Origin of the sequence: Pedobacter rhizosphaerae, from assembly GCF_900111155.1 — a bacterium.
Classification (GTDB): Bacteria; Bacteroidota; Bacteroidia; order Sphingobacteriales; family Sphingobacteriaceae; genus Pedobacter; species Pedobacter rhizosphaerae.
In genome coordinates this window covers 78,474-98,736 of sequence record NZ_FOGG01000018.1, presented here as the reverse complement: position 1 = coordinate 98,736, position 20,263 = coordinate 78,474, and the positions used below count along the sequence as shown (strand labels likewise).

13 protein-coding genes are annotated in these 20,263 nt (G+C 39.3%); 6 read left to right on the top strand and 7 right to left on the bottom strand.

From position 1 onward, the window contains the following. Positions 1-997 precede the first annotated feature (997 nt). The gene (locus BMX11_RS15115) at positions 998-2,629 is read right to left on the bottom strand and encodes a glycoside hydrolase family 43 protein (protein ID WP_175474573.1); all 1,632 of its coding nucleotides are present in this window, start codon (positions 2,627-2,629) and stop codon (positions 998-1,000) included. Between the two features lie 606 nt (positions 2,630-3,235). Between BMX11_RS15115 and BMX11_RS15110 the strand changes: the two genes are divergently transcribed. Next, entirely contained in the window at positions 3,236-3,973 is a 738-nt protein-coding gene (locus BMX11_RS15110) for a 3-keto-disaccharide hydrolase (RefSeq protein WP_090885711.1), read from the top strand. 7 nt (positions 3,974-3,980) lie between these two features. Beyond that, positions 3,981-5,336: a Gfo/Idh/MocA family protein gene (locus tag BMX11_RS15105; RefSeq protein WP_090885749.1), complete on the top strand. Its 1,356-nt coding sequence runs from the start codon at positions 3,981-3,983 to the stop codon at positions 5,334-5,336. A gap of 82 nt (positions 5,337-5,418) precedes the next feature. On the opposite strand, the gene BMX11_RS15100 is transcribed toward BMX11_RS15105, so the two are convergent. Further along, a complete protein-coding gene (locus BMX11_RS15100; protein WP_090885708.1) occupies positions 5,419-6,195 on the bottom strand; it encodes a response regulator transcription factor in 777 nt (258 codons plus the stop codon). Positions 6,196-6,198: 3 nt separating this feature from the next. Then, positions 6,199-9,378 carry a ligand-binding sensor domain-containing protein gene (locus tag BMX11_RS15095; RefSeq protein WP_090885706.1) on the bottom strand — a complete coding sequence of 1,060 codons (3,180 nt, stop codon included), beginning with the start codon at positions 9,376-9,378 and terminating at the stop codon, positions 6,199-6,201. Positions 9,379-9,983: 605 nt separating this feature from the next. On the opposite strand from BMX11_RS15095, the gene BMX11_RS15090 reads away from it, so the two are divergent. The 3 genes from BMX11_RS15090 (at position 9,984) to BMX11_RS15080 (ending at position 16,090) form a co-directional block, all read left to right on the top strand. Next, positions 9,984-13,043, top strand: coding sequence for a SusC/RagA family TonB-linked outer membrane protein (locus tag BMX11_RS15090; protein WP_090885704.1), 3,060 nt, complete (start codon positions 9,984-9,986; stop codon positions 13,041-13,043). 10 nt (positions 13,044-13,053) lie between these two features. Beyond that, positions 13,054-14,724: a RagB/SusD family nutrient uptake outer membrane protein gene (locus tag BMX11_RS15085; protein ID WP_090885747.1), complete on the top strand. Its 1,671-nt coding sequence runs from the start codon at positions 13,054-13,056 to the stop codon at positions 14,722-14,724. A gap of 259 nt (positions 14,725-14,983) precedes the next feature. Continuing rightward, positions 14,984-16,090: a glycoside hydrolase family 88/105 protein gene (locus tag BMX11_RS15080; protein ID WP_090885702.1), complete on the top strand. Its 1,107-nt coding sequence runs from the start codon at positions 14,984-14,986 to the stop codon at positions 16,088-16,090. A 380-nt stretch (positions 16,091-16,470) separates the two neighbouring features. Here the strand turns inward: BMX11_RS15080 and BMX11_RS15075 are convergent, their stop codons facing one another. From BMX11_RS15075 to BMX11_RS15060, 4 genes are all read right to left on the bottom strand, one after another. Continuing rightward, positions 16,471-16,971 (bottom strand): hypothetical protein, encoded by a 501-nt coding sequence (locus BMX11_RS15075; protein ID WP_090885700.1) that lies wholly within the window; start codon positions 16,969-16,971, stop codon positions 16,471-16,473. A gap of 40 nt (positions 16,972-17,011) precedes the next feature. Next, positions 17,012-17,200, bottom strand: coding sequence for a hypothetical protein (locus tag BMX11_RS15070; protein ID WP_090885698.1), 189 nt, complete (start codon positions 17,198-17,200; stop codon positions 17,012-17,014). A 131-nt stretch (positions 17,201-17,331) separates the two neighbouring features. Next, complete coding sequence (locus tag BMX11_RS15065; protein ID WP_090885696.1) at positions 17,332-17,775, bottom strand: hypothetical protein; 444 nt, start codon at positions 17,773-17,775, stop codon at positions 17,332-17,334. Between the two features lie 206 nt (positions 17,776-17,981). Beyond that, complete coding sequence (locus tag BMX11_RS15060; RefSeq protein ID WP_090885694.1) at positions 17,982-18,758, bottom strand: LuxR C-terminal-related transcriptional regulator; 777 nt, start codon at positions 18,756-18,758, stop codon at positions 17,982-17,984. A gap of 531 nt (positions 18,759-19,289) precedes the next feature. On the opposite strand from BMX11_RS15060, the gene BMX11_RS15055 reads away from it, so the two are divergent. Beyond that, the gene (locus BMX11_RS15055) at positions 19,290-20,216 is read left to right on the top strand and encodes an alpha/beta fold hydrolase (RefSeq protein WP_090885744.1); all 927 of its coding nucleotides are present in this window, start codon (positions 19,290-19,292) and stop codon (positions 20,214-20,216) included. Positions 20,217-20,263 lie beyond the last annotated feature (47 nt).

The following is a 20,263-nucleotide window of genomic DNA, read 5'->3' as shown; positions in this document are numbered from 1 at the left end:
GCCGAAGAGCTCTTTCTTTTTGTTGGCAAAAAGAAACAAAAACCACTGGCTGAAAATTTTTCTTTTGAAGCCAGTGGTGCGGCCTGGGTATTGATGCCCGAAAAATTTGTTAGGCCAGGTTTAAGTAGAACGAAGATGTGGTGGTCTGGCCTTGTTGGGCGGAAATACATATCGACAAAAAGTGCCTGATTAATAAACGCTAATATCTTGTCATCCTGAGCCTGTCGAAGGACCATCAACTATCTTGTAATTTCTCTATTGGTTGTTGCCCCCACCGATCAGATCATGGAGTTAATGTGAGGAATATTTATGATATGACTGATATTTTTTTATCCTCCTACACAGTCTTTCCCCGGCTCGCCGCCGCCGAAGACACTTTCATATCCTAAAACGCATTAAGATTCCCTCCTGCGAGGGAATGACGACCGCCGAGGGGTATGCGCCATGCTAAGTTCCGTTAATAAAGCACTATCAATGCCAAGTATGACCCCGGCCTAGCAGCATATATAAGTTACAAGTTGCGTGTTGTAGGTTACGAGGCAGGATGCAAAGTCTTTTCCAGAGGTTTAACCCGCAACAGGTAACTCATAACCCATAACACAAGTATTACCGCTAATGGCATTCGGATGCTTCTAGCCAAGAAAGTATGCAAGCCTTGGGTTTTGGGTACCTTTTTGCCAAGAAAAAGGTACGAGCCCTTCCGGCGGCGAGGAAAAGAGAAAAACATTAGGTTGCAGCGAGACGCTACAACTAGAAAAGATTGGAATACAGATTTAGCTAAACATTTTATTGATAAATAGTTATAAAATAACGTCAATAGTAGCTTGTCGAAGGACCATCAACTATCTTGTAATTTCTCTACTGGTTGGTGCACCCAATCGACCTCCTACACAGTCAACAAAAAGTGCCTCATTGATAAAGGCTAATGTCAATGTAGCCCCGATCTAAGTTCAATGTGATTTGGGAAGGAGGCTTTTTTGGGGCTTACTCAGCTCAGTTAATCGTTCCTGATTTCAAATCTGCTGAAGATTCCATTTGCTGAAGTATTTCCTTTAGCTACAATCCCCGCCCTATAACCCATACCCCAAGGTACGTATTTGGATGCCAGAAAGGTTGTACTATGGAAACGCTGCCATTCAGCTCCTTCTTTTTTATAGAAAAATGTTATTTCTTTGCCATTATCACTGATCTGCATTTTCAGTTCCAGTGATCCGGATAGGTTATCTTTTGTTTGCTTTAATATGGTGTATTTGCCTTCGAAATTATCAAATACGATCAAACCATCCTGCGAAGCTGTAATGCCAATGCCGCCGAGCTCTCCAGGCCATTTGCTTTTAAAGATGGCACCACCGAGGCAGATTCCTGCATTAGCAGCAGTTGGAGTTATTTTAGCAATGATCTGGAAGTTTACCGTTTTGATGTATTGACCAAGAAAAGTCCCCAATGCATGGTTATCAGCTGAAGCAGCAAGATTTAATCCATTAGCGAAAAACATGGCCGGTTTTTGCAATTTTGAGGGCCACTGCCAGGCGAGATTCAAATTCTTATCCTTTTCGAAATGATCAGTAAAATCGAGTTCGGATTTTGGACGGTTAGCAACAGTTGAATTGTGCAACACAGGCCATCCGTCTTTACCTACAGTGAGCTCTTCAATCACGCCCTCTCTACCTACAAAAACATCATAATTTTTGTTAAATGCATGATACAACATGAACAATCTGTTATTTGCTGTCTTCACTACAGTACCATGTCCGGGACAATTCCATTTGTCGTTGCTTACCATGATCGGGTTGTTACCATATTTTTCCCATACGCCGCTAGATAGATCTTTAGTTCTGGCAATTCCGGTTTTATAGTTACATTTTGCATCACAACATCCACCAACAGCATATAAGCTGTAAACATATTCACCAAGTTTAAAAAAACAAGCCCCTTCAACAAGTGAAGTTTCCCAGGGTTGGCTATTGGTATATACCTTACGCTTTTGTCCGAGCAATTTGGTACGGCTTTCATTTATTTCCTGCTGCCATATCCAACTTTCCTGGCCACAGCCATTACCATCATTTTTCCAGAAGGCATAAATTTTTCCATTATGCTGTAGTTCAAATGCATCAATTGCACCACAGGCATCTTCAACGATGACCGGGCCATTATCCGTAAATTTTCCAGTTTCAATTCTGTCAGCATCAATCCAGGCAGTACCACATTGTAAGCCCGGGTTGCCCTTGGTTTCTCTGTTGTGTGCTGTGTAGTAGGCATAGATGCGGTTTTGTTTTTGATCATAAGCCAGTTCAGAAGCCCAGAAGTTATTTTCTCCCCACTGGTTTTTCATATCCTTAAATCCTTCAGGAAAAACGTGGTTAATCAGTGTCCAGTTTTTAAGATCGGTTGATTTATAAATGGTAAAATAAGGTGCCCATTCGTTTGTAGTGGATGTGGCATAAAATACATTGCCAACCCTTATGATGGAAGGATCAGGATTATCTCCGGGTAATGCCGGATTTACCAGCTCAGTGCTGATGGATATGCCCTCCTCGCTTGTCGATTGATTTTTTTTTATGCCGCAGGCGTTGAACAGCAAAGAACTTATTAAAAATGCAGCGGTTATTAAGTGATTACTACTTTTCAAGCCTTGAGTTTTTAAAATGCCTGAAGAAGCTGATTTTTTTTTGAAAATTGCAAAAGGTCCTGGTATCGAAAAATTATTCATGTATTTCAATGTGAAAAATGTTTGTTGCCATTGATTTATTTTTTCGAATGTAAGGAATTCTTAATACGAAGGAATTTTAGTAATCAAAGCAGCTTGCTTATTAGAAGAGCCTTTATGGCTGATTGATTTTAAATTGAATACTTGTTTATTCTTAGCTAAAGTGTTGGTGTACAGTTTTTTGTGATAATATGTTCTCGGTTGATGTCCATCAGTTTCAACCTCAAATAGCCGCTTGAATCTGCTTTAGCTAAGCTTAAACTGAGACAAATCGACAATAACTTGAACATATTTTACAATGTTCATTGGCTTACTTTGACATTAGAAAACCAATTATAAACATTGTTGCCATTGTAGCAGGCATGGCGGGTATTGTAAAATGAAGCCAGGTATTGACGAAAGCAAAATTATCCATGCCGATGATTGCACAGCATACCAATGTCTCCCTGGCATTATCCAGCCTAATGCGACAGCACAACAATCAAGATCAACATTAAACACATTTAAAATCAAGTAACACAGAACTTAATGAAAAACTACAGGTTAATTTACATGCTATTGTTTGGCATTTGTGCAGTAAATCTGGCTTATGCACAAAATACGCTCAGCAAAAACGAAAAAAAAGCAGGTTTCAAAATGCTTTGGAATGGTAAAGATGCAACAGGTTGGCGTGCCATATTCAAAGCGGAGTTTCCTAACAAGGGTTGGGAAATGAAAAATGGAATTTTAACAGTACTGGCATCGAACGGGCAGGAGCAGGGTTCGGGGGGTGACATTGTAAGTAAAGAAGAATTTTCGGCTTTTATTTTAAAGTTCGATTTCAGGCTTAGTCCGGGGGCGAACAGTGGCATAAAGTATTTTGTAACCGAACAAGAAAAAACCAACATGTCGGGAATAGGGTTAGAATTCCAGGTTTTGGATGATGATAAGCACCCAGATGCTAAGCTTGGCAAAAATGGTAATCGCAAACTGGGATCTTTGTACGATCTTATTCCTGCAAACAAACCAGCATCTGTGCTAAAATCAATTGGCGAATGGAATAGCGGAGAAGTTAGGGTATACCCCAATAACCATGTAGAGCACTGGTTAAATGGTGTGAAGGTAGTAGAATATGAGCGCAGATCGGCAGCTTTTAAACAACTTGTGGCAGGCAGTAAGTATAAAAACTGGAAGAACTTTGGCGAAGCAGAAAAAGGTCACATTCTTATACAGGACCATGGCAACAATGTATCCTACAAAAACATTAAAATCAAAATCCTTAAATAACCAGTTTATGAAAGAATCAAGAAGAGATTTTATAAAGAAAGCAGCTATTGCAACAGCAGGAACCTATATGGGGACTTTTGGCATGTCGGCAAAAAGTTATGGTAATATTATTGGCGCAAATGATCGGGTTAGGGTTGGGGTAGTAGGTTTTTCTGACCGCTTTAAGGATACTTTGTTCCCTTGCTTTTTAAACCACCATAAAGAATTGAATTTTGACATAGTTGCCCTCTCGGATTTGTGGAATCACCGCCGAAATTTAGGAACGGATTACATTAAAAATAAAATAGGTCATGGGATTACTGCCTGTAAAAACAATGACGAACTTTATGCACTTAAAGATCTCGATGCAGTAATTATCAGTACACCCGATTTTGCACATGCTTTACATGCCATAGAGGCTGTAAATCACAAGAAGGATGTTTATTGCGAAAAACCTTTTGCCGAAACGATGGAGGATGCCCGCGCTGCATTGAAAGCGGTAAGATCTTCTACACAAATTTTACAAATAGGATCGCAACGCCGGAGCGGGCAAAACTATCAGGCTGCTGCCGATTTTATTAAACAGGGTAAATTTGGTGATATCACCATGGTTGAACTAAGCTGGAATGTTAATCAACCCGGCCGGTGGCGTCGACCTGATTTAGTGGCCAAACTTAAAGAAGAAGATACTGATTGGAAACGTTTTCTGTTAAACAGACCATTTGAAGCATTCGATCCGCGTATTTATTTAGAATACCGGCTTTTCTGGCCTTATTCTTCGGGTATGCCTGGTCAATGGATGAGTCACCAGATCGATACCGTACATTGGTTTACCGGCTTATCCCACCCTCGGAGTGTAACCGCCAATGGAGGTATTTATCAGTGGAAAGATGGCCGACGCAATTGGGATACCACTACCGCCGTTTTTGATTATGGTCCGGTTGATGATTTGACCAAAGGATTTCAGGTGGTTTTTACCTCCAGAATGCATAACGGCGATGAAAAGCCAGCAGAAATTTACTATTCAAATGGAGGGGAATTGAACCTGATCACCAATACCATATCGCCGCAAGGTGGTTTAACGGCAAGAGCAGCTGCGGCGATGAAAATGAAACCGAACCTATTGCCCGAAATTAAACTTGCCGCTCCTTCAGCTGCTGCGGCATCTGCCAATACCGGTGCCGACGTGTTAAGTTCAAACCATATGCGCAACTGGTTAGCATGTATACGCAGCAGAAAAGAACCTAATGCACCTGTAGAGGCTGGTTATCAGCATTCAATTGCTAATATTATGACCAATGCCGCAGTCCGAACCGGTGGGAAAGCGACTTTTGATGCCAATAAGCAAGAGGTAATGGTTGAAGGTAAAGTTTTTAAATATTAATGCCTTAATTATAAGGGATGGCCAAATTATAGGCTATCCTTTTTTTTTGCGCCCTGATTTTTTAGCATTCAAATGTGCGCAGTTAATCTTCCTGTTCATTCTTGCTTAAGGAGTTCATATATTCCTGGGGCGGGACTTTAAAATATCTCAAGAAATTTTTATTAAAAAGACTTTGAGAACTGTAACCAACCATCTTTGCAATTTCAAAAAAGCTGAACTCGTTTTGGGCTATGAGTTTAGTGGCTTTTTTAAGTCGCGTAACATCAATCAGCTCTTTGGGCGATAAGGAAGAAATTGCCTTTATTTTACGATAAAGGGTAGGGCGACTCATGTGCATATGTTCTGCCAGCTGATCTATATCCAAATAAGGGTCCTGAATATTTTTCCGAACATACTCATCTAACCTTTTTAAAAAGGCTTCTTCGGTTTTAGAGTTTGCAACTACCCTAACATCTTCAAAAGGTGCGTTTGCGAAATGAGCTTTTATTTTTAAGCGGTTTTGGAGTAGATTAGCCACCTGAACACGCAATAGCTGCGGAGAAAAAGGTTTTTTGATGTAAAGATCGGCACCAACTTCCAGCCCTTCAATATGTGCCTTGTAAGTGTTTTTAGCCGTGAGTAATATAATGGGGATGTGGCAATATTCTACATTTGATTTAATGAGTCGGCAAAGCTCAAAACCGTCAATTCCGGGCATCATAATATCAGAAATAATAAGGTCTACAATTTCCTGATCCAGGATTTGTTGAGCCAGCTCTCCATTTATTGCCAAATGCAATTTATACGTATTGCCCAGAACCTGAGTAAGAAACTCAAGAATATCTTCATTGTCATCAATAATCAGAATACTGTCCGTCATATCTTATTTTATTTTTTTCCAACTACTTAATTTGAATTCAAATTCCTGGTGAATGGGTAATGTTAGTTCGAATACAATATGATCTGCCTCACTTTCAACCAATCTGAGTGAACCGTTGTGCAAATCAGTAAGCGATTTGGCTAAAGAGAGCCCTATTCCTGTGCCAGGTTTGTCTTTGCCATAAAGCCTGAAAAATGGTTCGAATATTTGTGCCTGGTATTGTTGTGGTATGCCTTTGCCATCATTGGTGAAGATAATCTTGAAAAGACCATCAGCATCATCAGGCTTTGCTAAGCGTACAATTGCTTTGCTTGTTCCATATTTTATCGCATTAGATATGAGGTTATTGCAAATCTTGATCAGCGCCTCACGGTCGGCAAAAGCGATTACTTTATTTGCCGGGAGTTCAAGATGGAGAGAAATATTGCTTTTTTCAGCCTCCTGTTTAAAGGTGTCAATTTGCTCTTTTAAGAGGTTATTAATGTCTGTATTTACAAAATTTAACCCAAATTGGTGCATTTCGGTTTTCCTGAAATCTAGCAATTGATTGGTTAGTTTCGCCAAACGGTTAGCATTTTTTTCAACCATAAGCAGATTACTTCTGAAAGGTTGTTCGGCCACCTGCTCCATCATCATCTCAACCGGACCTAAAATCAAAGTGAGTGGTGTTTGAATTTCGTGGGCAATGTTTGTAAAGAATTCAATCTTGGATTGATAAATTTCTTTCTCTTTTTCGTGTTCAAAGAGTTGTAATTTGTTGAGGTTTTTGCGTTCGATATAACGGTGGTAGTAGCGAATTGCCAGAAAAAGTGCAACTGATGTAATGATGAGATAAGAAATGTAGGCGGCAATACTCTTCCAAAATGGTGGACGGATTTTGATGAAAAGCCTACGCTCTTTTCCGGTCCAGCTATCCACATTGCTTTTCGCCCTGACTAAAAAAGTGTAATTTCCTGGAGATAAATTGGTAAAATAAGCTCTTCTGTTATTGCTAAGATAAGTGGGAGACTGATCTATACCCTTCATTAAATATTCATATCGGGTAACTTCAGGTGAGGAATAGTTAAGCGCTGCAAATTCAATGTTGAAATTATTCTGATCATATGCCAGTACGATGGTATCTGTATAGGAAATGGACTTGGTAAGGGGGCTGTTTTCGACATTAGGAAAAACTTCTTTATTGTTAATTTGAAAGCTGGTGATGAATGTAGGTGGGGCAGTTTCTTTCTGCTCAAAATCTCCAGGATGAAAGGAAATCATTCCCTTCACCGATCCAAAATACATTTTACCTTGTGGATCTTTATAGGCCGAGCTGAAGTTAAACTGGTCGGCAATCAATCCGTTAGATTTGGTATATATTTTTAACTTTTCCGTACGTAAATCAAAACATATCAGTCCTTTAAGTGAGCTGATCCAAAGTCTCTTAGCATCGTCTTCCAGTGCGCGGAACAAAATGTTGGTAGGTAATCCATCTTCGGTTGTAAATTTTCTTAAGACCTTTTTATCCGGGCTTAAGCGGATCAGGCCATTTCCTTGTGTGGTAAACCATATCGCATGATTGCTGTCTTCCATGATTCCGGAAACGGCAAAATCGTTAGATACCTTATCTCTGGTTTTTTCGCCGAAAGTGAAATTGCCATGTTTGCCTGTTTTGGGATGATAATAAAATGCGCCCCGTGTTTGACTCCCTGTCCATATATTCCCAAAACTGTCTTCAAAGATGTCGAAAACAGAAGAGTTGGGGATTTGCTCTACCCGTTTAAAAGTTTTTTTAGATTGATTGAATATAAACAGGCCTGATTTCGGATTGTATCCTGTACCTACAAATATGGTGCTGTCTTTAGATACGTGAATAGAGAGCACGAAATCACTTGTCGGCTTATTTTTTTCAATGATGGTTTTAAACCTTTCCGTAACCAGGCCCTTTTTGATATCCATTATCTCCAGTCCGTGTAAAAAAGGGCCAACAAACAGCTGGTTTTTGAAAGCGAACAGGCCATGGATATTGGGGTAGGATACATTGCCTTTTTTTCCTGTAGCCGTATAATTGGTAAATAAACCCGTTGCAGGATTAAATTTATTTATTCCGGCATCTTCAGTTCCTATCCACAGATTACCTTCTTCATCGGGACAGATTTCTCTTACTGCATTGCCTGAAATGGAATGGGGATCCAAACGCGGATAATATTTTTCAAATCTCGCATTGCTCCTGGAGAAGTAACTTAAACCTCCAAAATATGTACCTGCCCACATACTTCCTTCATTATCTTTACAAACGGTATAAACTGCATTGTCTGGGAGTGCATATGGATCACCAGTTTTTTTGCGGAGGTTGCGGCTGGTATGTGTCGCCAAGTCGTAAATATAGATCCCGGATTCTGTCGCGATCCAATATTCCTGTTTCTCACCAGCAGTAATATCCCGAACATAAATATCTGTATTATTGCTGTTTCTCAAAATGAGCGATTTGATTATACCACTTTTGGTATCATAACTTTTTAGTCCCTGTTTAAAGCACCCTACCAATATTGTGTTATCGCCTAATGGAAATATTTTACTTATAGATCTGAGATTGGCCGGAACATGCTGATCAATGATTCTTATGCTTGTTTTAGATTTGTTGTGAGGATTGTAGGTAAGCAATTGTCCATCGTCATTTCCTATTAAGATATTTTCCTGAGCGTCCATTGCGATACATGACCCCGAAATTTTCAGATCGATCACCTTATTTTCTTGCTGGATAAACTGATGAAGTTGATTGTTCGCTAAAAAATAAAGATTGTTTTGCTGATCGGTTATGATATGGCTAATGTAATTTTTTGGAGCATTTTGAAGTGGTGTAAAAAACTCATCATAAGGGTTGTATTTAACAATGCCGCTTCCTGTTCCGATCCAGAGCATTCCTTTTTTATCTTCAACAAGGCTGATGATAATGTTGTTGCCAACGTTTCCGAACTTACTGTCTTCGTTCTTTAGTGTTTTGAAAGTATAGCCATCAAAACGATTGAGTCCACCACGTGTTCCAATCCAGATTAGACCTTTCTTATCTTGTATAATAGCTTGTACCGAGTTATGGGCCAAGCCATCTTCGGTTTGGTATTGTCTGAAATAATGAGATTGTCCGTTGCAGTTATATACTGCAAACAAGGGAGCTATTAACCAAAAATATAATAGAAACCGCATAGTTTAGTCATATCAAATATATAGATAAATCGGATCGTCCTGTGGTATAATTTCTTTGCAAAAGTTCTGGAGTAAATGATCTGTTTTGTTTGTTCCTGATATTCAGTGCTTTATATTGTTGTTGAGCATTGTTTTGAGACATATCGACAAAAAGATGAACAATCTTGTTCGTATTGTTGTAATCCAATCTGTCCGTCGAGTTCCGCAGGAGTTCTACGGATTGGTATATGGAGGAGAGCCTTTGACTCGATTTAATTAATGTTGAGTTATGAAACTCAACGCTATGTTGTAATCCGTAGAGACGCTGCGCTTAACTCTACGGACAGGGGTGACGTTTACCCTCAAACATGATATAAAACGACAAAAGAATGAACAGTTTTTATGAGCTACATTCTTTTACTTTGAGAACAAGTAACCAAATATTTCAATGTACAATGTTGCCTTAAAAAGCCACTTTGTTAACAGATAATTGTATGCAAAAAAGTGTTTTATCAAACTGTTTCTCCCCTGCGAAGCCGCCATCATTTCGTCCAATACCTACTCATCCTTAATCCCCTGGTATAGGGTTGTATACAGAAATATCCTAAACCATAATCTAACCAACTATGAAATATAGAATTCTACACCAAAGAATTGTAAACATTACCTTTTTCCAAGTCCTTGTAATAGCCTTCTTTTTTTCAGCTAATGCAGCTGGCACTATTACGGAAAGCAAAGAGCTGAAAAAGGGTCTTTGGGTTCACAATCTTATCGACATTACCATTACCGGTAAAGTGACAGATGAAAAAACCAAAAGCCCAATACCCGGTGTCACTGTTAAAATAAAGAACGGAACGACCATAGCCGTAACTGATGAAAACGGACTTTATAGAATAGCTGTTCCGAATGAACAGACCGTTCTTACCTTTTCATATATCGGATATGACATACAAGAAAAAATTGTTGACAACCTAAAAAATATTGATATCGTACTTAAGTCATCGCAAGCCGATTTGGATGAGGTTGTGGTAGTAGGATATGGCACACAAAAGAAGGCAGATGTAACTGGGTCTGTTGTGAGGGCTAATTTAGATGACTTTAGAAATGCTCCTACTACCAACGTAGCCAATCTTTTGCAAGGAACTGTTCCGGGCCTGAATGTTGGACAGGTAAACCGAGCGGGTTCAACGCCATCCATTAATATCAGGGGTCAAAATACCTTGGGAGGAAATCAGAATGTACTCATAATTTTAGATGGTGTACAATACAATGGCTCCCTAACCTCCATCAACCCCGATGATATTGCCTCTATAGATGTATTGAAAGATGCCAGTGCAACGGCAGTTTATGGTGCGCAAGCGGCAAACGGTGTTATTTTAATAACCAGTAGAAAAGGGGCCAGTGGTCGAACCAGGATATCTTTTTCTACTCAATATGCCACTCAAAAACCAAACATCAATTTAAAACCAATGGCAAGAGATGAATATTTAGATCATATTAAATATTTGTACTATAATGAGGCCTTTCTTGCTCCCGATTTTACGCAACCCAACCCGGCATTTAATCTGGTTAGCAAGGTAGATCCATCCATGAAGGATAATCAGGGAAACCTGTTGCCAAATGATTTTAGCTGGTACAATGAAGCCACGAAAACAGGAGCAATAGTGGATAACCAACTCAGCGTATCGGGTGGTACAGATAAAATAAATTATCTTTTGTCGGGAAGTTTGACCCGAAACTCGGGGTTTATCAATAATGATGTATTTAAAAGAAAAACGCTGCGGGCTAACATTGAAAGTAAAGCAACCAACTGGCTTACTATTGGACTGCAATCTTTTGGAACTTTTGTAAATGAAGACGGCGTAGAGCCTAATTTTAATGATATCAATCTAATGTCTCCTCTTATATTACCTTGGGATAATAACGGAAGCCTGAAAATTAATCCCTTTAACACCAATTTAACTAATCCCTTACTGAGCTATCAGGCTAAGGATTACGACCGTCATAATTACTTTTTTGCCAATATTTATGCCAATATACAATTGCCCGTTAAAGGCTTGAGTTACAAAATAAGCTTTGGCAATAACTATCGCCTCGATTTCAAAAATATCTCGAATATTTATGATGCTAACCTAACCGGACAGGCCTCCAAAGAAAACACCACATATTACGATTATACCTTCGATAATCTTTTAACTTATACCAAAACTTTAGGTAAACACAATTTAACAGGCACTTTGCTGTATGGTGCAATAGAACGGGAGAATAGTTATACAAGAGCTTACTCGACAGGTTTTTCCCGGCTGACCCTTGGCTATGATAATTTGCAGCAGGGAACCAACAGATTTGCTATTTCAAATGCTTTTAAAGAGGCCTTGAATTATCAGATGTTTCGATTTAATTATAGCTATGACAGCAAGTATCTGTTTACTGGTACAGTACGTAGAGATGGCTTTTCCGGTTTCGCAGAAAATAATAAATATGGCATTTTTCCTTCATTATCAGTAGGTTGGGATATTTCGAAAGAATCATTTTTTAAAGTAAACTGGGTAGATAATTTAAAATTCAGACTGGGATACGGGGTTGCTGGAAATCAGACTTCAAGATACTCTTCCTTGGCCAATGTGGGCGTAAATGCAGCCTATGTTTATGGTGATGGCAGTTCTACCGAGCTTGGCCAGCAGGTGAATTCATTACCCAATCCAGATCTAAGATGGGAACGAACTACAGGAGCAAATTTAGGCCTGGAATTTACACTTTTTAAAAACAGGTTATCCGGAGTAGCTGAGTATTATGATACGAAAACAACAGATTTACTCTATTCAGTTAATATACCGGTATTAACAGGCTTTAATAACTACCTTACCAATATCGGGCAATTGAACAACAAGGGTATTGAACTCTCTCTAAACTCCAAAAATATTAATGGCACAAACTTCAAATGGACTTCTACCTTGAATTTTGCCAGAAATGTTAATAAAGTCGTTAAACTACTAGGGGATCTGAACGGAGATGGTGTAGAAGATGACTTGCCGCAAAGCGGTCTTTTTATTGGTGAACCAACTGCCGTAATCTACGATTATAAGGTAGATGGGATATGGCAAATAGGTGAAAAGATTCCATCAGGGTATTCTGCAGGAACTTATCGTATTGTTGATCAAAACGGAGATGGATTAATTAATGCCAGCTACCGGGCGGTGTTAGGATCATCGGCACCTGCTTACAGAATCAGCTTGCTAAACAATTTCCAATACAAGAATTTCACCCTCAGTATATTCTTAAATTCTGTTCAGGGGGGAAATAGATCTTACCTGGCAGGAAATACCCCCAGGCTCATCCGCGATGACAACTCCATTAGAAACAACTATTTAAGTGGGATAGATTTTTGGTCGCCCGACAACCCAGATGGTAAATATCCACGCTCATTTGTATCTGCAACTTTAAATCCTTCCCTGTATCAAAATCGCAGTTTTGTAAGATTACAAGACATCTCACTCGCTTATAAATTTACAGGAAGACTGATTGAGCGATTGAAACTGCAAAACTTAAATCTTTTTGTGAGTGGCAGAAACCTGGCTACATGGACAGATTGGGAAGGTTGGGATCCAGAAACCAATCAAGGACTAACCAACGATGGAAGGCCTGTATTTAAAGGATATTCAATTGGCCTTAATGTTACATTTTAAACCAAAAGTGATGAAAAAAATAACTTTAACAATTATAGCTGCCATTACAATTTTATCTTTCTCCTGCAAAAAGTCTTTCCTGAATGAGGAACCATTAGATTTTTTAACAACCAATAACGCTTACATCACGGTTAAGGATTTTGAAGCTTCCGTTAATAACTTATATGGCCGAGTTAGGAACGAATTTTACAGCAGTGGAGAGCAACGACCCTTTGATTATGTGTTCGGTTGTGATCTCGTTTTTGATGGGCAACCCGCTGCCACCAGGCATACCAACATGGTTGCGGCCTATTCGCCGCTAAGTACCGAAATACCGTTAATCCATTGGACTTCCTTATATAAAATTGTTGCTGAATCCAATACCATTATAGATCGGCTTCCGGCTTCTTCCTTAACTGCTGCCGAAAAGACATTAATGGAGGCCAGGGCAAAGTTTTTCAGAGGCATGGCTTACAGAACACTTGCTTATCTGTATGGCGGTGTGCCATTGAGTTTAACGGAAGCTGTTTCGCCAAAAACGGATTATGTGAGGGCTTCAAAGGCAGCCGTATTGGACCAGGTAATTGTTGATTTGAAGTTTGCAGCTGCAAATTTACCAGCCATTAACGTGGTTCAGGATGGACAAATTAATAACCTGGCAGCCTATCACCTGTTATCCGAGGTTTATCTTGCTGCCGGACAATTTCAGAATGCAGTAGATGCTGCCAGCACTGTTATCAGTAATCCAAATGTAGGACTAATGACCACCAGGTTTGGTGTGAAAGTATCTGATGTCAGCAAAAATGTTTATTGGGATCTTTTTCAGAAAGGAAATCAGAATAGGAAAAATGGCACCAATAAAGAAGGACTTTGGGTAATACAATTTGAAACCGATGTTCCGGGCGGGGGAACTGTGTCAACAGGCATAGCTGGTTCTTATCAAATGGAAAGACATTTTGCGCCGCAGTTTTTGAACTTCAGGCTTGCAGGAAGCAGCGTTCAGCCTTTTCTCTATCCCATCAGTGATTACACAGGTGGCAGAGGGATTGGTTGGGCCATTCCTACCAAACATTTTTCAGATGTAATTTGGCAAAGCGATTTTAACAATGATCTCCGAAATGCACCCTTTAATTTTGTTCGTGAGTTTAAAGTAACCAATCCTGCACACCCGCGTTTTGGTCAAACCATATCAACAATTAATCCTCCGGCGGGTATTACTGTTCCAAGAAGGGATTTTTATCCTTTTCAATCAAAGGTAACCACTCCTGGAGACCATCCTGATGGAATGTTTCAGGACAAGTCGCAACTCCTCCTTAAGGCAAGTGCAGGTGGAACCTACGCTGATCAATATATGTTCAGGCTTGCAGAAACCTATCTCTTGAGAGCGGAAGCTTATTTAGGTTTGAATCAATTGGGAAATGCCGCCGCCGATATAAATGTGGTACGTAGCAGATCGAATGCCTCAGCTGTTTTACCATCAAATGTGAATATTGATTATATCCTTGACGAGCGCATGCGCGAATTGGGCTCGGAAGAGAAAAGGAGAATCACTTTAATGAGATTAGGTCTGGTTTACGAAAGGGTAAAGAAATTCAATCCGTATTATAATGATATTTTAACAACCTACAACCTTTGGCCCATTCCCGCATCCGAAATTGAACGTAACAACGGCGCAAAATTGGAACAGAATCCCGGGTATTGAGCGAGCCGCGATTATGTCGGGTAATGTGCTGAACATAAATGGCCCAACCCTGCCTGTTAAATTTTTCCTTCAGAAATTGATTCTGATGATGCTCTGGTAATCTGCTTTAGATCAGATAGTTTGAGTAGTTGAATCCTCATTGACTAGCGGTGTTTAACCTTGTTCACATGATATGCCCTGGAGGAACGATTTTCCATCTGAGGTCTCTCGGTTTGATACAAAATATCCATTTATAACACTTAACCAAAATATAAATCATATGCGTAAAAAAATATTCATCCTTTTAATTACACTAACTACCTGCCAGTTCTTATATGCCCAAAGTAATTCGCTGAAAGACTTCCCGAAAGGGTTCGGGCCTAAAGAAGTTGGAAAACGTCTTGCTTATCGTTTTTTAGATCGAAAACATATGCTTCATAACGGAAAATGGATCAGTTATCCTGAAACTTTTAACTGGAGTGGGGCACTCAAGTATGCTGCGCTTACCAGAGATAAAAAGCTATTATCACAATTAGAAGCCAGGTTTGAGAAGCTGACTTCCCAGGAGAAGGAGTTGTTGCCCATAATGAACCATGTAGATTTAAATATGTTTGGGAGCCTGCCACTGGAATTGTATCTGATTACTAAAGATAAGCAATATTTTGAAATGGGGATGCCATATGCAGACACGCAATGGGTAGTTCCACAAAATGCTAATGCTAAACAAAAGGAATGGAATGACCAAGGTTATTCCTGGCAAACGCGTCTTTGGATTGATGATATGTATATGATTACTATTGTTCAAGCACAAGCTTTTAAAGCTACTGGAGATAGAAAATACATCGATCGTGCAGCTAAAGAAATGGTTCTCTATTTGGATGAGCTTCAACGGCCGAATGGACTTTTTTACCATGCTCCTGATGTGCCTTACTACTGGGGACGAGGTAATGGTTGGATGGCTGCGGGCATGACCGAGCTTTTACGTGTGCTTCCTCAAGATAATAAAGATCGTAGACGCATACTTGAGGGTTACCAAACGATGATGAAAAGCTTGAAGGCCTATCAAAAACCGAGTGGTATGTGGAACCAGTTAATTGATGAACCCGACTGCTGGGCGGAAACATCTGGATCAGCAATGTTTACCTACGCTTTAATTACCGGGGTAAAACGTGGATGGTTAAATAAAGAAGAATATGCAAGCACTGCCCGAAAAGGGTGGTTAGCCTTGGTTCCCTATATTAATGAGAAGGGAGATGTGGCAGAAGTTTGTGTAGGAACGAATAAGAAAAATGATAAGCAGTATTATTATGACCGCCCACGGAATACAGGAGATTCCCATGGGCAAAGTCCCTACTTGTGGTGTACCTATGCTTTATTAGAAAAATAGGTCAGGTATTTTCAACTGGCAGTATAAGCATATATTTTATTATTCTTTTGTGAAGCTTTATAGCTGTATGCAAACAAGCCTTTCTTAGGAAGGGCAAAACATAATAATTGCGCTTTATTTGGTTTAGAAATTGGCCGATCTCATACGGCCGATTTTGCGCAATCTGATAATCCTGGGGATATTCCCCAGGTTATCTCCGTATTGAGGTAATGAATGATTACTTAAGGCTAATAAAAAAGACGATCAACAAATCAAGATATCTGGTATCGCTGATGATTTGGCCATCCGTTTGGTTCCATCAACCCCGACCAGGTTTAGGTTATTAGTGTTTATCTGCATAGCGAAAAGTTATTTGTGGGTCTGTTTAAAGCGATTTTAACTTATAGAACATAGTCGCCATCAACTTCTACTATGCGTTTTAAATCAGATCCATTAAGCAGGCAACTGTATATAAAAGTGCCCGTACTTTTGCTTTCTACCCCGAAAATAATCCTGGATGATGTACGCTTGAACCCTACATCCTGGGATTCAATTATCAAATCCGGAGGTAATTGAATAGGGATCTTTACGTTGCCTGTTCCATCCAGATTTACTTTCCAGAACTCAGGCTTGTCGTTGGTTCCATCTTCCTTGAGATAAATAATTTCATCGAACTCATATTGCCCTACTAGTAGGGCAGGGATTGCTGTAATCTTACCCTCCTTATCTATTGTTATCGAAGTGCCATCAACCATAACCCCTCCCAAGGTAGTTTTTGTAGCTATAGGCAGTATATAAGCTGCCATCTGAGCAACAGCATATTTTTTACAACTAAATTGAACCAATATTAGTGATAATGCAAAAAATGTGAGCACAACCGTGCTAAGTAGTATTTTTCTCATTTTATTTTGTCTTGAATATTGAAGGAGTTGAATTAAACACTTAAAGCGTAAAGCTCAGTTTGAACTGCATTGTATTGGCCTGGATAGATTCTTTTCCGAAAGTTGGCCCGCTTAATGAGTCGTATGCATCATAGTTACTTTTAACTTTACCCGTGATGTAATCCAGCGATAGTCCTATTCCTTTACGCCGCAAAGTTATTCCAAAGCCCGTTGCTACACCGAAGGCCAAACGGTTTTTAATACTCTCTCCATCATAATCTTCACCGCTTGGGGAATTCTCATTAATGAAGTAAAAATAGCGCCCATCAGAATTGGGAGAGGTTTCCTCGTATCCAAAGTCAAAAAAGCGTAGGGTTGGAGCTACCTGAAAACGTAAATCGATAATGAATTTTTGAAAGGAATTATGGAAAGCGTGGGGCCCAGTTTTGAAGATATGGCTGCGGCAATTGATTCTCCTTCTATTTCTGCTTTTCCTGCCTGTGATGATTTTGCATATGCTCCCCACTCATCCATTTTATTGTAGTTTAAGGATAGGATAGTCCAATCTAAACCATAATTAAGCTGTGTTTCTTTCTTTTTGCTTTTAAAATAATAGATGTGCCCGAATTCCAGAACATAGCCAGTGCCCGCTCCGTATCGATTGTTAAAAATATTTCCTTTTGGGGACAGATTATTGTCGAGCGCCTTGCCAAGTTGATTTATTCCCAATCTTAAATAACCTGAACGAAATACTGAGCGCTCCTGTGAAAATGCTCCAAAAGTAGCCATAAGCCCGGCAATAGTGAGTAATAATTTTAGTTTCATAATTTTTTAGTTTGTTTTAGACTAAACTAACGAGACTATAAAATGCTGGCAATACCCCCGTCGGGGTATTTTTGTGTCGAATTTTGTGGATTAGGTGGGTTTATACCTTTATTTTCAGGTTTTTTGGATTAACCCGATTTTTTTTTTTTGAAGAAGTTTCAATGTTGAATACGGACGAAGATTCTTATCCAATTGTTAAGCAGAATCTAAATTAAGCCATTGGTTATGCATTTTGAAATGAGTTCGCCGGAGTTCTTGCTTTTAGATTTACGCAGGATGTTTTTTCGATGGGTTCTTACAGTTTCGAAAGAAATATAGAGCTTGTCTGCAATATTGATATTCGTTAAACCCAGGCTAAGCAACCTAATGATTTCGATTTCTCTTTTAGTAAATATGGGCTGTGAGGGATTGGGAAAAAGAGTATGATCTTTTGTATCGATATTCAGATAGGAAGGTTCGCCAAACATACCAATAGCTGATATCTGATAATTGTTTTTAGAGGTTAGGTGACTAATATTGGTATGGATGTTTAATGACTTTGCACCTCTTCCATGTTCGTCTGTTGCGAGCAATATGGCCTGATGGTTAAACATTTGATAGGAACCATCTTTTGTCCTGAACCTAAAACAGTAAGACATTTTATATTTTTTATATTTTTCAACTCCTAATGTCTCATAAAACACTTTCATCATGGTTTCTTCAGCCTTTGCAACAAAAGCCATGTCATCTGGATGGATACAATCCAATATATCTTGAAAAGTAGTTTTTTCAGGTCGTAATCCGTGTATTTCCTCTACGCCAGGACTGATGTACTTGATTTCTCTATTAAAGAAATCTACAACATAGAAATAGAATGGGCCATTACTGAAAATTGAGGCGAGGAGGTAATCTATGTCAATGTCATTTTTCTCATTATCAGTTTTGGTAATAAAATGACTCGAATTATCCCACACGGAATGAATAAGCGTTGTATCAGGTTTCATTTTTTATAAGTTTTACAGCTTTATTTAACCCTGAGGGATACTAATTTAATCTCACTGGTAATTAATTTCGTTTGGCTGTGTGCCATTGTATCAATAGCTAATCACTGCTCAAATAAAGAATATTAATTAATGAGATGCAATGCTTGAGGATTCAATGTCAACTTTTGTGCAATTTGTATCTGTATAATGAATTGTTTTAGTGGCTATAATTCTTATGGTAATCCTCTTGAAGTGTGCATAAAGCCTGAAGAGAGAATTTTGCGTAATTTTTTTTACCCAAAAATTGTGCTTGATTCTGTGTAACCCTTTACATAAAAGAATAATAGAATTGCCAGTCGGAAATGCTGCATTTTGAAAAAGCCACAGGCTGTATTAATTAACGTCATAAATGAACAAGCTTTTTGTCTTACTCAAGGATCTTTTTGTCTGTTTTGCGCCCTAATTGCTTAAAGGATATTGTGCAGCTGGCTATTTTCGGCATATCAATTTAAAAAAAGAAAATCTATGAAAATGAAAGGTAAATTTCAATTAATGAAAAGAGTTTGTTTGGTTCTCAGCCTGGGGGTAATTTTGGCTTCCTGTAAGAAAGATATTGATCAAGTATCGGAACCTGAGCTGGTTGCAAAAGACTATCATCAAACTGCCGTTACGCAATTTGTAACATCGGGTGATATTAAGTATGCTTATAGGGTATTGGGAGATCAGGAGGGAACACCACTGCTCATGATATCTGCTTTAGGCGGATCAATGGACGACTGGGATCCTGCTGTTACCAATGGCATCGCGCAGAAGAACAAAGTTATTATTTTTGATATTCAGGGGGTAGGCGCTACGAATGGAAAAACGCCTGATAATATTGCCGACATGGCTAAAAGCGCAGTTAGCTTTATTAAAGCGCTTGGAGTTGGTAAGGTTAACTTAATGGGATTTTCGATGGGTAGCTTTGTTAGTCAGCAAATTGCCCTTACCGAACCAGCGCTGGTAAATAAAATTATATTAACTGGTACAGGCCCCAAAGGTAGTCAGGGGCTTTCTAATCTTCCAAACCTTCTGGCTGCCGCTGCGGGACTTAGTCCGGAAGAAAGCTTTTTAAAATTTGGATTTACCTCTTCAGCGGCCAGTCAGGCAGCTGGTAAGCAATCCTGGGCAAGGGTACAAAAACGTATTTTAAACAGAGATATTCCCTTAAGTCAGGAAGGAAGCTTGGCGGAACTAACTGCAGTATTGGGATGGGCTCAGCCATATCCAAATGCCCTGGCAGAGCTGAAGAGGATTACCCAACCAGTATTAATTGTTCAAGGTGAAAATGATCTTCCCGTACCAGTAATCAATGCCATTAATATGTCTCAGAGTTTTCCTGATGCGAAGCTGATTATTTATCCAGATTCAGGTCATTCTGCTTTTACTCAGAACTACGAGCAATTTGTACCAGCTGCAAATGCTTTCTTAGAAAAATAGTTTTAAGGATTATGAAAATGGAGCCTGTATCATAAAGACCGATCGTT

Coding starts and splice junctions, on each gene's coding strand:
- BMX11_RS15075 (WP_090885700.1), bottom strand. CDS start 16,971: ATGAGAAAAATACTACTTAGCACGGTTGTGCTCACATTTTTTGCATTA.
- BMX11_RS15110 (WP_090885711.1), top strand. CDS start 3,236: ATGAAAAACTACAGGTTAATTTACATGCTATTGTTTGGCATTTGTGCA.
- BMX11_RS15080 (WP_090885702.1), top strand. CDS start 14,984: ATGCGTAAAAAAATATTCATCCTTTTAATTACACTAACTACCTGCCAG.
- BMX11_RS15100 (WP_090885708.1), bottom strand. CDS start 6,195: ATGACGGACAGTATTCTGATTATTGATGACAATGAAGATATTCTTGAG.
- BMX11_RS15060 (WP_090885694.1), bottom strand. CDS start 18,758: ATGAAACCTGATACAACGCTTATTCATTCCGTGTGGGATAATTCGAGT.
- BMX11_RS15095 (WP_090885706.1), bottom strand. CDS start 9,378: ATGCGGTTTCTATTATATTTTTGGTTAATAGCTCCCTTGTTTGCAGTA.
- BMX11_RS15105 (WP_090885749.1), top strand. CDS start 3,981: ATGAAAGAATCAAGAAGAGATTTTATAAAGAAAGCAGCTATTGCAACA.
- BMX11_RS15085 (WP_090885747.1), top strand. CDS start 13,054: ATGAAAAAAATAACTTTAACAATTATAGCTGCCATTACAATTTTATCT.
- BMX11_RS15055 (WP_090885744.1), top strand. CDS start 19,290: ATGAAAAGAGTTTGTTTGGTTCTCAGCCTGGGGGTAATTTTGGCTTCC.
- BMX11_RS15090 (WP_090885704.1), top strand. CDS start 9,984: ATGAAATATAGAATTCTACACCAAAGAATTGTAAACATTACCTTTTTC.
- BMX11_RS15065 (WP_090885696.1), bottom strand. CDS start 17,775: ATGAAACTAAAATTATTACTCACTATTGCCGGGCTTATGGCTACTTTT.